13 protein-coding genes are annotated in these 15,716 nt (G+C 57.7%); 2 read left to right on the top strand and 11 right to left on the bottom strand.

The features are described 5' to 3' along the window. The first annotated feature begins 12 nt into the window (after positions 1-12). Positions 13-915, top strand: a complete 903-nt coding sequence (locus PFY00_RS10785) for a DMT family transporter (RefSeq protein ID WP_271432564.1) — start codon at positions 13-15, stop codon at positions 913-915. A 74-nt stretch (positions 916-989) separates the two neighbouring features. Here PFY00_RS10785 and PFY00_RS10780 read toward each other — a convergent pair whose 3' ends face one another. From PFY00_RS10780 to PFY00_RS10730, 11 genes are all read right to left on the bottom strand, one after another. Continuing rightward, on the bottom strand, positions 990-2,078 hold the full coding sequence (locus PFY00_RS10780; protein WP_271432563.1) for a BMP family ABC transporter substrate-binding protein: 1,089 nt from the start codon (positions 2,076-2,078) through the stop codon (positions 990-992). A 43-nt stretch (positions 2,079-2,121) separates the two neighbouring features. Continuing rightward, positions 2,122-3,045 (bottom strand): ABC transporter permease, encoded by a 924-nt coding sequence (locus tag PFY00_RS10775; protein WP_271432562.1) that lies wholly within the window; start codon positions 3,043-3,045, stop codon positions 2,122-2,124. Continuing rightward, entirely contained in the window at positions 3,036-3,341 is a 306-nt protein-coding gene (locus PFY00_RS10770) for a hypothetical protein (protein ID WP_271432561.1), read from the bottom strand. Before PFY00_RS10770 ends, PFY00_RS10775 begins: the two co-directional genes overlap by 10 nt. After that, entirely contained in the window at positions 3,338-4,426 is a 1,089-nt protein-coding gene (locus tag PFY00_RS10765; protein WP_271432560.1) for an ABC transporter permease, read from the bottom strand. The genes PFY00_RS10770 and PFY00_RS10765 overlap by 4 nt, the downstream gene beginning before the upstream one ends. 120 nt (positions 4,427-4,546) lie before the next feature. Next, complete coding sequence (locus tag PFY00_RS10760) at positions 4,547-6,070, bottom strand: ABC transporter ATP-binding protein (RefSeq protein WP_271432559.1); 1,524 nt, start codon at positions 6,068-6,070, stop codon at positions 4,547-4,549. Beyond that, positions 6,037-6,975 carry a xanthine dehydrogenase accessory protein XdhC gene (xdhC, locus tag PFY00_RS10755; RefSeq protein WP_271432558.1) on the bottom strand — a complete coding sequence of 313 codons (939 nt, stop codon included), beginning with the start codon at positions 6,973-6,975 and terminating at the stop codon, positions 6,037-6,039. Before xdhC ends, PFY00_RS10760 begins: the two co-directional genes overlap by 34 nt. Beyond that, positions 6,965-9,265, bottom strand: coding sequence for a xanthine dehydrogenase molybdopterin binding subunit (gene xdhB / locus PFY00_RS10750; RefSeq protein WP_271432557.1), 2,301 nt, complete (start codon positions 9,263-9,265; stop codon positions 6,965-6,967). The genes xdhC and xdhB overlap by 11 nt, the downstream gene beginning before the upstream one ends. Then, positions 9,262-10,641 (bottom strand): xanthine dehydrogenase small subunit, encoded by a 1,380-nt coding sequence (xdhA, locus tag PFY00_RS10745; protein ID WP_271432556.1) that lies wholly within the window; start codon positions 10,639-10,641, stop codon positions 9,262-9,264. Before xdhA ends, xdhB begins: the two co-directional genes overlap by 4 nt. Positions 10,642-10,826: 185 nt before the next feature. Then, the gene (locus PFY00_RS10740) at positions 10,827-11,288 is read right to left on the bottom strand and encodes an SRPBCC domain-containing protein (RefSeq protein ID WP_271432555.1); all 462 of its coding nucleotides are present in this window, start codon (positions 11,286-11,288) and stop codon (positions 10,827-10,829) included. Beyond that, on the bottom strand, positions 11,285-11,614 hold the full coding sequence (locus PFY00_RS10735) for an ArsR/SmtB family transcription factor (protein ID WP_271432554.1): 330 nt from the start codon (positions 11,612-11,614) through the stop codon (positions 11,285-11,287). Before PFY00_RS10735 ends, PFY00_RS10740 begins: the two co-directional genes overlap by 4 nt. A gap of 73 nt (positions 11,615-11,687) precedes the next feature. Continuing rightward, a complete protein-coding gene (locus PFY00_RS10730) occupies positions 11,688-12,002 on the bottom strand; it encodes a hypothetical protein (protein ID WP_271432553.1) in 315 nt (104 codons plus the stop codon). A 143-nt stretch (positions 12,003-12,145) separates the two neighbouring features. Between PFY00_RS10730 and dnaE the strand changes: the two genes are divergently transcribed. Then, the gene (gene dnaE / locus PFY00_RS10725) at positions 12,146-15,646 is read left to right on the top strand and encodes a DNA polymerase III subunit alpha (protein ID WP_271432552.1); all 3,501 of its coding nucleotides are present in this window, start codon (positions 12,146-12,148) and stop codon (positions 15,644-15,646) included. The last annotated feature ends 70 nt before the right edge of the window (positions 15,647-15,716 follow it).

Below are 15,716 nucleotides of genomic sequence, written 5' to 3'. Positions count from 1 at the left end.
ATAGCAGACGGCATGGAATTATGGATCATCGCCACCGTCGCCGCCGCGCTGTTTCAAACGGTACGGTTCATGGTGCAAAAGGTGCTGGCAACCGGCACGCTGAGCGCAACGGGCAGTACCTTTGCACGATTTGCCTATGCTCAACCGGGCGCGTGGCTCTTGTTGATCGTCTACCTTTGGTGGACCGGCGCGACCTTCCCATCGTTGGAATGGAAATTCTGGCTCTGGGGACTTGCGGGCGGTGTCGGGCAAATTCTGGCCACTGTTCTGGTCATGCTGCTCTTCCGACAGCGCAACTTTGCAGTTGGGATCACCCTAAAGAAAACCGAAGTCATCCAAACCGCCTTTGTCGGTATGGTTTTGCTGGGCGAAAACACTTCGTTTGGCGGATGGGCGGCCATCAGCATTGGCCTGATCGCCGTTCTGCTGCTGTCCAAGACCCCCGGATCGGGCGGTACACAGTGGCAACAGATCGGATCAAAAGCCGTCGTGCTTGGGCTGGCATCGGGTTTCTTCTTTGCCATTTCGGGTGTCGGATACCGCGCGGCTTCGCTGAGTGTCGACAGCGCAGACCCGCTATTGCGGGCTGTGGTCACGCTTGGGTTCGTGAACCTGATGCAAAGTCTGATCATGATCCCATGGCTGCGCTGGCGAGAGCCGGGTCAGCTGGGCGCGGTCTGGGGTGCGCGTCGCACGGCGATCTGGCTGGGCATCACGTCGATGCTGGGATCACTGGGCTGGTTTACCGCCTTTACCCTGCAAAAGGCCGCCTATGTGTTCGCGCTTGGACAGGTTGAGCTGATCTTTTCGCTCATGGCTTCGGTTCTGTTCTTCAAGGAAAGCGTGTCGAGACGGGAACTCGCCGGGATCGGACTGTTGACCGCTTCGATCCTTCTGCTCGTGCTGGCGGCCTAGGACCTGTCAATCACTGCACCAAAAGAAAACGCCGCCCTATCGGACGGCGTTTCCAGCGTTCTTACAACAACCGGTCAGTTGGGAACTTCGGCTGTGATGCCTTCGACGTAGAAGTTCATGCCCAGCAGATCGCCGTCCGATGCTGTTTCACCTTCGGCCAGCCAAGGCGTGCCATCGGCTTTGTTAATCGGACCGGTGAAGGCGTGGTATTCGCCCGACGCCAGAGCGTCTTTCATGGCCAGAGCCTCGGCCTTTACATCGGCAGGAACCGCATCGGTGATCTCACCAATGCCGACCATGCCTTTGCCGATACCATCCCATGTGTCCTGTGATTCCCATGTGCCGTCGATCACAGCCTGAACACGCTCGATGTAGTACGGTGCCCAGTCATCGATGATCGACGAAACCCGCGGCATCGGTGCATAGTCATACATGTCAGACGCCTGACCAAAGGTGATCACGCCACCCGCTTCCTGGGCCGCTGCCTGTGGAGCGGTCGAGTCTGTGTGCTGCAGAACAACGTCGGCGCCGTTCTCGATCAAAGCACGGGCCGCATCGGCTTCTTTCGCCGGATCAAACCATGTGTACAGCCAGACGATCGAGAACTCGACATCAGGGTTAACGCGCTTTGCATGGATGTAGGCAGAGTTGATGCCGCGGATGACTTCAGGGATCGGGATCGAAGCGATGTAGCCGATCTTGTTGGTCTTGGTCATCTTGCCCGCGATGTGACCCTGAATCGCACGGCCTTCGTAGAAGCGTGCGGAATAGGTTGTCACATTCGGATGCTCACGCTTGTAGCCGGTGGCATGTTCGAACTTCACGTTCGGGAATTTGGCCGCGACCGCGTTGGTCGGGTCCATATAGCCAAAGGACGTGGTAAAGATGATGTCTGCACCGGACAGCGCCATCTGGGTGATCGCGCGTTCGGCGTCAGCCGATTCAGGCACGTTTTCCTGATAGACGGTTTTCACCTTGCCATCGAAATGCGCTTCCATTTTCTGGCGCGCCTGATCGTGTTCATAGGTCCAGCCGCCATCGCCCGGAGGTCCGATGTAGATAAAGCCTGCGGTGACTTCGGCCTCGGCCAAAGCGGCCGAGCCCAAGCTCAGTGCCATTGCAGTCGCGGCAGCGGTGGTGGTGAGAAGCGTTCTTCTTTTCATAGGTATCCCCTGTTGGTGGTCTCAGCTTCGGATTTGATCCCCATCATGATGAGGCGTGGAACGGGCGGCCCAGAGAGGCAGGTGCGCCATGGACGCCCCGGGCCGATATGGTGACAAGCACCAGAATGGTTATCAGATAAGGCGACGCGGACAAGAGTGCCACGGGCACAGCGGCTCCTGCGGCCTGCAAGTTCAACTGCAGAACGGTGACACCGCCGAACAAATAAGCGCCGATCATCACCCGGCCAGCCCGCCAGCTGGCAAAGACAACAATGGCCAGCGCGATCCAACCGGCACCTGCGGTCATGCCTTCGGTCCATTGCGGGACGCGCACCAGACTGAGGTAAGCGCCGCCAAGGCCCGCACAGGCACCGCCGAACAAGATGGCCAGAACACGCACGCGTACCACCTTGTAGCCAAGGGCATGGGCACTGTCGTGCGACTCGCCCACGGCGCGCAGGATCAGGCCCGCGCGTGTATATTTCAGGAACGCCCAGACCACAGCCACGAGCAGCAGGCTGACATAGACCATAATGTCATGCCGAAACAGCATCGTGCCGAGGATCGGCAGATCGCTGAGTATCGGGATGTCCAGCTTAGGCAGAGTGACTGCCTTCATGCCCTCATAGGGTTTGCCGATCAGGCTGGACAGGCCTAGCCCGACCAGAGTCAATCCCAAACCGGTCGCAACCTGATTGGACAGCAGGTATTGGGTCAGAACAGCAAAGCTCAGGCTGAGTGCCGCAGCCGCAAGAGCCGCAGCCGCGAAACCGAGCAACGGCGATGTAAAGGTCACCGCAACGGCAAAGCCCACAACGGCGCCAGTGATCATCATTCCTTCGACGCCAAGGTTCAGCACGCCCGATTTCTCGACAACCATCTCTCCGATCGCGGCAAGCAGGATTGGCGTTGCCGAGATCATGATCGACGCGACCAGAAGGGCGGGATTGATACTGCTCAGGTCCATGCCGGGCCTCCGTGAACAACATGGATCAACGTTGCCGTCGTCACTGCGATAATCAAAACGAACGCCAGATGCTTTTTGTCGGGACGGTGCATGGCAATTTTTTGGATCATCGGAACGCGCCGATGTAAGCCAAAGGCCACTGCCGCCGCTGCAAGCACAACGACACCGGCATGGCCAAGCACAAACCAAAGCCAAGCCAGCCCGCCTTCACCGGTCAGAACGCCGTGCATCATCATTATTGCCATGACGCCCATCATCAGTCCCATTGCGACCGGCATTATTTGTGCCCGGATCATGACAGCACCTCTCTTTTGCCAAACCGCAGGCGATAGTTGGTGAACACGTCCGTCGCGAGAAGGAAGAACAGCAGCATCCCCTGAAACAACTGGATCGCAGCACCCGGCAATCCCAGCATCAGTTGCGCCAGTTCTCCGCCGATGTAGGTCAGCGCCATCAGCAAACCGGCCAGCAGTATACCGATCGGATGCAGGCGGCCCAAAAAGGCAACGATGATCGCAGTAAAGCCGTAGCCAGCATTGAATTGCCCACTGACCTGTCCGGCGGGCCCCGTCACTTCGAACAGTCCCGCGAGCCCCGCCAATAGCCCGGCAAGCCCAAGGCACAGGAACACCACCCGGCCGGGGTTTACACCGGCAAAGCGCGCCGCGCGCGGTGCCTCGCCGCTTAGACGAATGTTAAAGCCCTGAATGTGCCGCGCCATCATCACATAGGCCCCGATCACAGCAATGAAGGCTGCAACGACCCCCCAGTGCATTCCAGTATTGGCAATGATTTCTGCATTGTGGGCAGCATCCCACTGTTTGAAGTTCCGACTGCCCGGAAAGCCCATACCTTCGGGATTGCGCAACAGACCCGTGGACACCGAAATCAGGATGTTTTGCGCCACATAGACCAGCATGAGCGAAACAAGGATTTCATTGGTTCCAAACCGCACCTTGAGGAACGCGGGGATCATGGCCCAGGCCAAGCCACCCAAAGCGCCACACAGGATCATGAGCGGAAAAATCAATGGGCTTTCCGAGGGGTAGAACGCGAGCCCAGCACCGGCACCACAAATCGCGCCGACGATGTATTGGCCTTCGGCTCCGATGTTCCAGATGCCGGCCCGGAACCCGATAGACAGCCCGATCGCAATCAGGATCAGTGGCCCGGCCTTGACCAAGAGCTGCGGGCGCGTGAACCCGGCAAACTGCTGATTGAACATCGGATCCCAAAAGATAACCCGAATGGATTCAACGGGGTCTGCCCCGTAAAACGAAAACAGGATGCCACCGACAATCATGGTCAGTGCGACCGCGATCAGCGGCGTAATGGCAGTGATTACCTGCGAAGGTTGCTGACGCTTTTCAAGAGAGATCATGTCGTGCTCTCCTTCGCGAGCCCAGAAACCAACTGTGTGGGGCCCGCATCTGCAACCCAAAACCCAAGGCCAACCGCAGCTCTTGGCCGTCTTGCAGTCTTGAACCCTTGCAGGTCAGTCTCATGCATCGGCATGGGCCACCTCCATGTCATGCGCGCCGCCCATCATCAGGCCGATCTGTTCCATATCCAGAGACGAGACCGCGCGCAGATCGGACAAACGGCCTTCGTTCACAGCGCCGAACCGGTCGGCAATTTCCATCAGTTCATCCAGATCCTGACTGATCACGACAATTGCAGCGCCCTGCGCCGCAAGGTCGAGCAATGCCTGACGGATCGCGGCGGCTGCGGCCGCATCCACACCCCAAGTCGGCTGATTAACCACCAGCACTTCGGGGCTTTGAAGAATTTCGCGTCCAACGACAAACTTCTGCAGATTGCCACCCGACAACGCACGGGCCGCCGTTCCCGGCCCCGGTGTGCGCACATCGAAACGCTCGATGACTTCGGCGGCAAAGTCCTTGGCTTTTGGCCAGCTTATGAACCCGCCAGACACCAGCCCCCGCCTGCGTCCCGCGGTCAGAACGCCGTTTTCGATCAGGCTCATGTTCGGTGCCGCCGCATGACCCAGTCGTTCCTCGGGTGCTGACAAAAGGCCCGATCCTCGGCGTTCCGTCGGCCCCATGGCCGAAACATCATTGCCTTTCAGCAGAACGCTGCCAGGCTTGGACGTGCGTTCGCCCGACAGGGCGGCCAACAATTCGTCCTGCCCATTCCCAGCGACCCCGCCGATGCCCAGCACTTCGCCGGCACGCACTTCGAATCCTATGTCACGCAATGGGGTTCCGAAACCGCCCGGCGACGGCAAGCTTAGCCCGCGCACTTCAAGCAGCACCTCACCAGTTTCCACCGTCCGGGCCTGCGGCGTGGCAAAGCTGCTGCCGACCATCATCTCTGCCAATTCGCGGGCACTGGTTTCAGCAGGCGTACAGGTCGCAACCTTTTTTCCCAACCGCAGGATTGTGGCGTGATCGCAAAGCGCACGTATTTCCTCGAGCTTATGAGAAATATACAGGATCGAGGTTCCCTCGGATTTCAGCTTGCGCAGCGTTTCGAACAGGATCTCGACTTCTTGCGGAGTAAGAACCGAGGTTGGCTCGTCCATGATCAGCAGCCGCGGATCCTGCAAAAGACAGCGGATAATCTCGACGCGTTGGCGTTCGCCGGCCGACAGTGTTCCAACGGTTCTGTAGGGGTCCAGCGGCAATCCATAGGTTTCCGAAACTTCCTGGATCTGCTTGGCCAGATCGCGGGGCTTGGGCGGGTTCTCCATGCCCAGCGCGACGTTTTCCGCAACATTCAAAGCGTCAAAAAGCGAAAAATGCTGAAACACCATTGCAACGCCGGATTGCCGCGCTTGGCTGGGTTGGGTTGGTGCAAATGCAGCACCATCCAATTCCATCTGTCCCCGGTCAGGCTGAACCAGACCGTAAATCATTTTGACCAGCGTGGATTTCCCAGCACCGTTTTCACCAAGCAACGCATGAATCTCGCCCTTGCCGATGTCGAACGCAACATCGTCATTGGCAACCACGCCGGGATAGGCCTTGGTCAGACCACGGATGGATAAGAGTGTATTGGCCACTCGGATTTGTCCCCCATTTGCTTTTCAAGTAGCCGCGCGGCAACACCAATGGCAATTGCCTGCGGATGCTTTCCCAAGCCTTTTTGCCCAATTGGGCAGCATATGCGCGAAATTTGTGCTTCGGAATGACCCAATGCTGACAGTCTTTTTCGGAACCGCACCCATTTGGTGTCTGACCCGATCAGGCCGCAGAATCCAAACCCATGACCAAGCAACGCGTGGCACAGTGCAAAATCGATTTCGTGGCTGTAGGTCAGAATCAGATGCTCGGCATTGGCCGGTGCATGAACAGCCAGACGTTGCGGATGCGCAGCCGGCAAAACGCGAACATTTTCCGGGACATCATCCGGGAACCGTTCGGCACTGGTGTCAACCCAAGTCAGGGTAATGTCTGACAGCGGACAGAGAACCGAGACCAAAGCACGTCCAACGTGCCCGGCGCCCCAAATCCAAATGTCGCGGGATGGTTGGCTTACCGGTTCTACGAACCATTCACCGATCAATTGGGCCGCAGGCCGTTCACCGCGGGCACGGCCCCGGTCGATGATCCGCTGCACGGCCAGAGGTTTGTCACCGGGCCCGCGTGCGATAACGGCCTGACCTTCGAGATCAGACAAATGTTCAGCCTCAAACACTTCGGTCAAAAGGGTTACGGCACCACCGCAACACTGGCCAAGATCTGGGCCCAGCGCATGACGGCTAAGCCCCTCTTGGTGAAGCGCTTTTTCAGCTGCCTCGAACTCCAGCTGACCGCCGCCTATGGTTCCGGACTGTCCGCCTTCCCAAACCAGCATCGCGGCGCCAACCTCGCGCGGGGTGGAGCCCCGAACATCAGCCACGACGACCCGGGCAACCCGGTCATGGGCTTTGACAGCCGCTTGCAATTCCTGAAGATCAAAGCTCATTTTGCACCCGTCGTACCGCAGCAAGAACCCGCTCTGGGGTGGCCGGTGCATTGAGGTCTGGATAGCCGTGCCCACAGGACGCCACCGCGTCAGAAAGAGCCATCAGTACCGAAATTCCGTGCATAAACGGCGGCTCACCCACAGCCTTTGAGCGGTAGATCGTATCCTCTTGGTTAGCCCCATCCCAGAGCGCGACATTGAACACGTCGGGCCGATCCGAGCAGGCCGGGATCTTGTAAGTTGATGGCGCATGCGTGCGCAGGCGTCCCTTGTCGTCCCAAACCAGTTCTTCTGTCGTCAGCCAGCCTGCACCCTGAACGAAACCCCCTTCGATTTGGCCAACGTCCAAAGCCGGATTCAACGATGCCCCACAATCGTGCAGAATATCCGCTCTCAGAATGCGGTATTCCCCACTCAGTGTATCGACCACTACCTCTGATGCACTGACGCCGTAGGCAAAGTAGAAAAACGGACGCCCCTGTCCGCGCAACCGATCCCACTCCAGCTTGGGCGTGCGATAAAAACCGGTAGAGGACAGACTGATCCGGCCTTCGTAGCAAAGCTTGGCAGCTTCGGCGAAGCTGATTGTTCGGTTTCCGTCAGTGACAGAGGCGTCTCCAAAAGCAATCTTATCCGATGACACTTGCCAAAGCTGTGCAAGGTGGTCGGCCATGCGGTTACGAATGGTGTCACAGGCCGCCAAAACAGCCATTCCATTCAGATCCGAGCCGGACGACGCTGCGGTGGCCGATGTGTTTGGCACCTTCGCAGTGTCCGTTGCGGTAATCTTGATGGTCTCCAGCCCAACGCCAAAACGGCTTGCCGCGACCTGTGCAACCTTCTGGAACAGGCCCTGCCCCATCTCGGTGCCGCCATGGTTCAGGTGAATCGATCCATCCTGATAAACATGCACAAGCGCACCTGCCTGATTGAGATGCGTAAGCGTGAACGAGATGCCAAACATGACAGGGGTCAGCGCCAATCCTTTTTTCAGAACGGGCTGCGTTTCATTCCATGCGCGCACGGCGTCTTGCCGCGCTTTAAAGTCGCTGCTTTCGATCAGGGCTTTTGTCATTTCACCCAAGGCGAACTCTTCGACGGGTTGCCCATAAGGCGTGGTCTGAACCGCCGCGGGAACGGCGTTCTGGTCAGAGCCAAAGTAGTTGGCCTGCCTGACCGCTGTGGGGTCCAAATCCAGATGGTGGGCCACGTGGTCCATGACCCGTTCCATCCCGAGCATACCCTGCGGACCACCAAAGCCGCGAAACGCCGTGGCGCTCTGCGTGTTGGTTTTCAAACGATGACTTTCGATCCGAACGTTCGGCACAAAATAGGCGTTCGTGGCGTGCAGCATTGCGCGATCTGCAACAGGCAGTGACAAGTCCTGCGCCCACCCACACCGTGCGTATTGTTTGAAGGCAAGCCCCTGCAGGCGCCCCTTGGCATCGAACCCGGCAGAATAGTGAATACGGAAATCATGGCGTTTGCCCGTAACCATGAAATCGTCGTCACGGTCATAGCGCATCTTCGCCGGTTTACCGGTCTGCAATGCAACCACCGCACATGCTATGGCCAGCGCGTTGCCCTGACTTTCCTTGCCTCCGAAACCGCCGCCCATGCGGCGGGTTTCGACGCGCACAGCGTGCATCGGGATATCCAGCGCGTGGGCCACTTTGTGCTGAATTTCGGTTGGATGCTGCGTCGAGCTATGCACGAGCATGTCACCGCCTTCTTGCGGAACCGCCAGCGCTGCTTGACCTTCGAGGTAGAAATGCTCTTGTCCGCCGATCTCGATTTCACCATCCAGACGATGCGGCGCACTCTGGATCGCTTGTTCTGCATCTCCCTTTTGCCAGATGCGCGGGCCTTCTTCGAAGTGGCTGCCCGCTTCCAGCGCTTCATCGATCGACAGGATCGGCTTTCGTTCCTCATAGGTAATGCTTGCAAGCGCCACAGCCTTGCGCGCCGCCAAATGCGAAGTGGCGGCGACCAGAAATACAGGCTGACCAAGATAGTGAATGCTGTCGTCCGACAGCAGCGGTTCATCATGCGCCGAAGGTGAACAATCACAATCCGCCGGCAGATCCTTCGCGCACCATACGCCGACGACACCGGGGGCACTGCGCGTCTGATCGAGGTCTATACGCGCAATGGTGCCAGAAGCGATCTCGGCCAGTCCAAAGGCCAGATGCAGGCATCCCGCAGGCGTCGGGATATCGTCCACGTATCGCGCAGAACCCGTGACATGCAATCGCGCCGCGTCATGCGGAAGAGGCTTTGCCACGCTCATGCCTGCACCTCCAGCACCGATGTTTGTGCGCCCAGATCGTTCAGCAGATACCGTGAAAGCATGTTGCGGGCGGCAAAAATCCGGTATTCCGCGCTTGCCCGCATATCAGACAATGGTGCGAAATCCTGTTCCCATGCATCCCATGCCCGTACCAGCGCATCATCCGTCCAGGGATGCCCCAGCAAGGCCGCCTCGACAGCTTCGGCCCGTTTCGGGACACCCGCCATACCGCCAAAGGCAATCCGCGCCTGTGAAACGACACCATCCTCGACTGCGATGTTGAACGCGCCACACACCGCCGAGATATCCTGATCGAACCGTTTGGATAGTTTGTAGACCTGCATCCTGTCAGGTTGATCCGGTATCGTAACCGCCTCGACAAATTCACCCGGATGCCGGTCCTGTTTGCCATACTCGATGAAGAATGCCTCAAGCGGCATTTCCCGCCGCGTTTCGCGATACCGTAGGTGCAGTGTTGCCCCCAATGCAATCAGCGGCGGCGGATTGTCCCCGATGGGTGAGCCATTGGCAATGTTGCCCCCAATTGTTGCCGCCGCCCGTACCTGTGCGGATCCATAGCGGCGGATCATTTCTGCATAGGACGTGTATTTGCCCTGCACCGCTTTCAGAACGCGATCCATGGTCACCCCGGCGCCGATCCGCAAGCCATCTGGCGTTTGCTCGATCCGGGCCATGTCTTCGCATTGGTTCAGGAAAATAACTTCGTCCAGCTGCCGCAGTTGTTTGGTCACCCAAAGACCAACATCGGTCGCTCCGGCAATCAGGGTTGCCTCGGGCCGGCGCGCGTAAAGATCAGCCAGTTCATCAGTGCTTTGCGGCACATGTACCGGGCCAGACAGCGACAACGCGGGTGCTTTCAATGTGGCCACGTCATCTTTGATCCATGCTGGCACATCGTGTTCAAACGCAGCCTGCGCCGCCCTAACGATCGGAGCATAGCCGGTGCAGCGGCACAGATTGCCCGCCAGGGCATCGTCGTGGTTCTGATCCCGGTTTACATGGGCGGTTGCCATCGAAACAACAAAACCGGGGGTGCAGAACCCGCATTGCGATCCGTGGTGTTCGATCATCGCCTCTTGCACCGGATGCAGCGTGCCATCCGGGCTGCTCATGCCTTCGACGGTGCGCACCGCTTTGCCGTGCAACTGAGGCAGGAACAAAATGCAGGCGTTCAGGGCACGGGCCCCTTGTCCATCGGTGACCATGACAGTGCACGCACCGCAGTCGCCTTCGTTACAGCCTTCTTTGGTTCCGGTCAGTCCCCGCACTTCGCGCAACCAGTCCAACAACGTGACCGTTGGTCCCACCCCAGTGAGGGTGACGCTCTCTCCGTTCAGAAGAAAGGTGGTGTCCATTGTGAATTGCCTGCCGCCTTACCAGATTGCCTGTCGGACTGATCCGAAGGTGCGGCCCTCGATGCGGCGTAGAAGGCGCGCGGTTCTACGCCAACAGGCTAGGCGGCGAAGCAAAGATTTTGCAAGCAAAAAACCACAGAGGGATAGAGCACACCTCTAACACGCTGAAAATTATCGCAGTTCCGTCAGGACAGTTGCTTGTCGGCAATCAATTTGGCCAACCGATCCAGACCACTGGTCCAACCGTTTTGGAAGTCATCCCGCATATCTTCGTCGGTTAGCGCGGCGACCGCGACATCGACAACCAAGTCCGTTCCACTATCCGTTTCCGCAAGGTGATACCGCACCAGCGAAACCGCAAACCGGAACCCCTGCGCGCTCACAGTCTCTGAAAAACACGCCAACTGAGGCGCTTCGATATGATACCAATGCGTGTCGATTGAATACTGGGGCTCTTCTGCTGGTCCACAGCGATGTCTTTCCTGCCCACCTTCGCGAAAGTCTGCTTTCTCAAGCGTTAGCGTGTCTTCATCCGACGGAGCCCCCCAGATTTCGCGCGCGTGTGGGTCCGTCAGCAGATGCCATAAACGATCCTTGGTGATGGTGAAATGACGGTTCATTTGAAAAACGACGGTCGGCTGGGTCATTGGGATACCTCCTCATTGGCTTCGGCAAGCGCCTGCAATCTGTCCAGACGCCTGCTCCATTGGCCACGCTGCCGATTCAGCCATGCTTCGGCATCGGCCAAGGGCGCAGCTTCGATATGCAGTGTGCGGACGCGACCTGATTTTACAGAACGCACCAATCCGGCCTCTTCGAGTTTGCCCAGATGCTTCATGAAAGAGGGTAGCGCCATCTGATGAGGCGCATGCAATTCGCTAACGCTGGCCGGGCCTTCGACAAGCCTTTCGACAACGGCGCGCCGTGTTGGGTCAGCGATAGCGGCAAAAAAGAGATCAAGATTGTTATCCATTTGGCTAAGTTATGCCAGTAGCAAGGCCGGCGCAATAAAAACTTAGCCAAATAGATAACAAATATTCCAGTGCTCAGAACGGTAGGAAACCGTCGTCCAGTTCATAGCTCTTCACCGCCAGCAGCGGCTGATCTCCGTCAAAGCTGAAGGCAAAGACATGCGCCAGATCGGAGGCTAGTGTCATGCGACAGAAGACAACGTCAGGGTCAAACTGAGCAGGGCAACCGGCAAGATCGACGTGTTCAATGGATGCCTCGAAAACCTCATACGTAAGAGCGCCATCCACAAGAAATGAGACACCTTCGGCTTTGGTTTCTCCAGCGCCCGAGGAAAGAGCAGCGGTTGCGCAAACCATCATGGAGGCCGCGAGGAAAGTGGTGCGTGTCATATTAACTGATTCCTTTTGTCAGGTATTAGTGACGCCGAAATACAACGTCAGACTCCATAGGTAAATCCTTATTAATTTAGTCAGTTAAATTTCATCTTCATTTTGGGGTTCCGGAAACAAGCCCCCCTGCATACTGTGTTGCAATGACTGATCCCCGATTCATCCATCTTCGCGTCCACACGGAATATTCGCTTCTAGAAGGCGCCGTTCGGCTGAAAAAGCTGCCCGGCCTTTGTGCGGATATGGATATGCCCGCGGTCGCAGTAACCGACACCAACAACCTGTTTTCTGCTTTGGAATTCAGTGTCAGCGCGGCAGGCGTGGGTGTGCAACCGATCATGGGCTGTCAGGTTGATCTTCGCTATGTCACCCCTGCCCCCGGCGAGCGGCCCAAACCGCCCGCGCCCTTAGTACTGCTGGCGCAAACCGAAACGGGCTACGAGCATCTGATGAAGCTCAATTCCTGCCTGTATCTGCGCGAAGGCTCAGAGCTGCCACATGTCACGCTTGAGGAATTGGCCCAGCACAGCGAAGACGTGATCTGCTTAACGGGCGGGCCGGACGGACCTGTCGGACGCCTGCTGCAGGCGGGCCAAACGCCTGCAGCAAAGTCCCTGATGACACAGCTTGCGCAACTGTTTGGTGATAGGCTCTACGTGGAATTGCAGCGACATCCACGCGAAGATGGCAGCCCGCCAGAGGCCGAGCGATTGACGGAGCGCGGCTTTGTCGAAATGGCCTATGAAATGGGTCTGCCGTTGGTCGCAACCAATGATGTCTATTTCCCCAAGGAAAGCATGTACGAAGCGCATGACGCGCTGATCTGCATTGCCGAAGGGGCCTATGTGGACCAGCAGGAACCCAGACGCCGACTAACCCCACAGCACTATCTGAAAACGCCTCAGGAAATGGCAGTTCTGTTCGCTGATTTACCTGAAGCGCTGGAAAACACGATTGAAATTGCAAAGCGCTGTGCCTTCATGGCCTATCGCCGCGATCCGATCCTGCCCAAATTTGCCGATGACGAAGTCGAAGAACTGCGCCGTCAGGCTGTCGAGGGTCTCAAGGCGCGACTGGCCGTCATTCCGCATGCAGCCCCGGTCGAGGACTATGAAAAACGGCTAGAGTTTGAGCTGGGCATCATCGAAGGCATGGGTTTCCCCGGTTACTTCCTGATCGTTGCCGACTTTATCAAATGGGCCAAAGATCACCACATTCCGGTTGGTCCGGGCCGTGGTTCCGGGGCCGGATCACTGGTCGCCTATGCCTTGACGATCACCGATCTCGATCCGCTGCGCTATTCGCTTCTGTTCGAACGCTTCCTGAATCCCGAACGGGTATCGATGCCCGATTTCGACATCGACTTCTGCATGGACCGTCGCGAAGAAGTCATCCAGTATGTTCAGGAAAAATATGGCCGCGACAAGGTGGGGCAGATCATCACCTTTGGTGCCTTGCTGTCCAAGGCTGCCGTGCGCGACGTGGGCCGCGTGTTGCAGATGCCCTACGGCCAGGTGGATCGCCTGTCGAAAATGATCCCAGTCGAAGGCGTAAAGCCCGTCAGCATCGAAAAGGCCCTCAAGGATGAACCGCGTCTGGCAGAAGAAGCCAAGAGCGAAGAGGTTGTCGACCGGCTGCTGACTTATGGGCAGCAGGTCGAAGGCCTGCTGCGGAATGCCTCAACGCACGCGGCGGGCGTGGTTATCGGTGACCGTCCACTGGATGCGCTGGTTCCGCTCTATCGCGATCCGCGATCCGACATGCCGGCCACGCAATTCAACATGAAATGGGTGGAGCAGGCAGGATTGGTCAAGTTTGACTTTCTGGGCCTCAAAACCCTGACCGTCATTCAGAACGCTGTTGATCTGATCCTGAAATCGGACCGTTCTTTGCATGTGGCCGCCGATGGCACCGAATTGTACGAACCTGCCGATGGGATGACCAACGATATAGGCGGCATCCCCCTTGACGACGAAGCCTCCTACAAACTGTATGCGGCGGCCAAAACGGTCGCGGTGTTCCAGGTTGAAAGCTCGGGCATGATGGATGCGCTCAAGCGCATGAAACCCACATGTATCGAAGACATCGTTGCACTTGTGGCGCTGTACCGCCCCGGTCCGATGGAAAACATTCCAACCTATTGCGAGGTGAAAAACGGGCTCAAGGAACGCGCCTCGGTTCATCCGCTCATCGACCACATCCTGGAAGAAACCCAAGGCATCATCGTCTATCAGGAACAGGTGATGCAGATCGCACAGGTGATGGCAGGCTACAGCCTTGGTGGCGCTGACCTGCTTCGCCGCGCCATGGGTAAAAAGATCAAAGAGGCGATGGACGCCGAGCGCCCCAAGTTCGAAACAGGTGCGGCGGAAAACGGTGTCGACAAGAAAAAAGCCTCGGAAGTCTTTGACCTGCTTGAGAAGTTCGCAAACTACGGCTTCAACAAATCCCATGCGGCTGCCTACGCTGTGGTCAGCTATCAAACCGCTTGGCTAAAGGCGAACCACCCTGTCGAATTCATGGCCGGGGTCATGAATTGCGATATCCATCTGACCGATAAACTGGCTGTCTATTTTGAAGAAGTCCGCAAAGGGCTGAGCCTGCCTTGGGTCCCCCCCTGCGTGAATCGGTCTCTGGCCACCTTTGATGTTGTAGACGGGGCATTGGTCTATGCCTTGGGCGCTTTGAAAAATGTGGGCGTGGATGCGATGAAACTGGTCGTGGACGGGCGCGGCGACCGCCCGTTTGCAACCTTGTTTGATCTGGCACGGCGGGTCGATCTGAAACGGGTTGGAAAACGGCCTCTTGAGATGATGGCCCGCGCCGGAGCGTTCGATATACTGGACCCCAACCGGCGACGCGTTTTCGACAGTCTGGATGCTTTGGTGGCTTATTCGTCAGCCATTCATGAACAAAAAGCCAGCGCGCAGGTATCGCTGTTTGGAGAAGCGGGAGATGATCTTCAGGAACCGCGCCTCAGCCCTGTCCCCGACTGGCTGCCTGCAGAACGATTGGCCGAGGAATTCAAGGCAGTCGGTTTCTATCTGTCTGGCCATCCACTTGATGACTATATGCCCGCGCTGAAACGGCAAGGCTGCATGACATTGGACGAGGTGACCGCCAAGGCGGAACGCGGACCCCATCTGGCAAAACTGGCTGGCGTAGTTGCCGGAAGGCAAGAACGGAAATCTGCGCGCGGCAATCGTTTTGCCTTTTGCCAATTGTCCGATCCAACCGGCGCGTTCGAAGTCACCTTGTTCTCCGAGTCACTGGAAAAAAGCCGCGAATATCTGGAAACCGGGGCAAAGGTGATCGTCACAGTCGAGGCAACGATGGAAAGCGACCAGTTGAAACTGCTGGGCCGCTCGGTCGCACCGGCCGATACCGTTGCGGCTGGTGCCGGGACTTCTGGCCTGAGGATATTTGTCGAAACAGACAGCGCAATTCCACAGATCGCAACCGTTTTGGGGCGCGCCGCCGAACAGCTGCCCAATGCGCCGCGTGGGCCAGTGCACTTGTGTCTGGCCGGCTCAGGCCTGCCCGGTGAGGTCGAACTGGACCTGCAGCAGCAATTTCCGGTGAACCCAGAAATCAAAGGGGCGGTGAAGTCGCTTGATGGCGTGATGCTGGTCGAAGAATTCTGACCCAAAAAGCCCGATTTAGAGGATTGGCGCGGCAACAGAACGCGCCAATCCGCGCATCGCAACCAATCTG

Source organism: Thalassococcus lentus, from assembly GCF_028023555.1.
Classification (GTDB): domain Bacteria; phylum Pseudomonadota; class Alphaproteobacteria; order Rhodobacterales; family Rhodobacteraceae; genus Thalassococcus_A; species Thalassococcus_A lentus.
The sequence above is the reverse complement of the archived record's forward strand: the minus strand, read 5'-3'. Positions and strand labels throughout refer to the sequence as shown.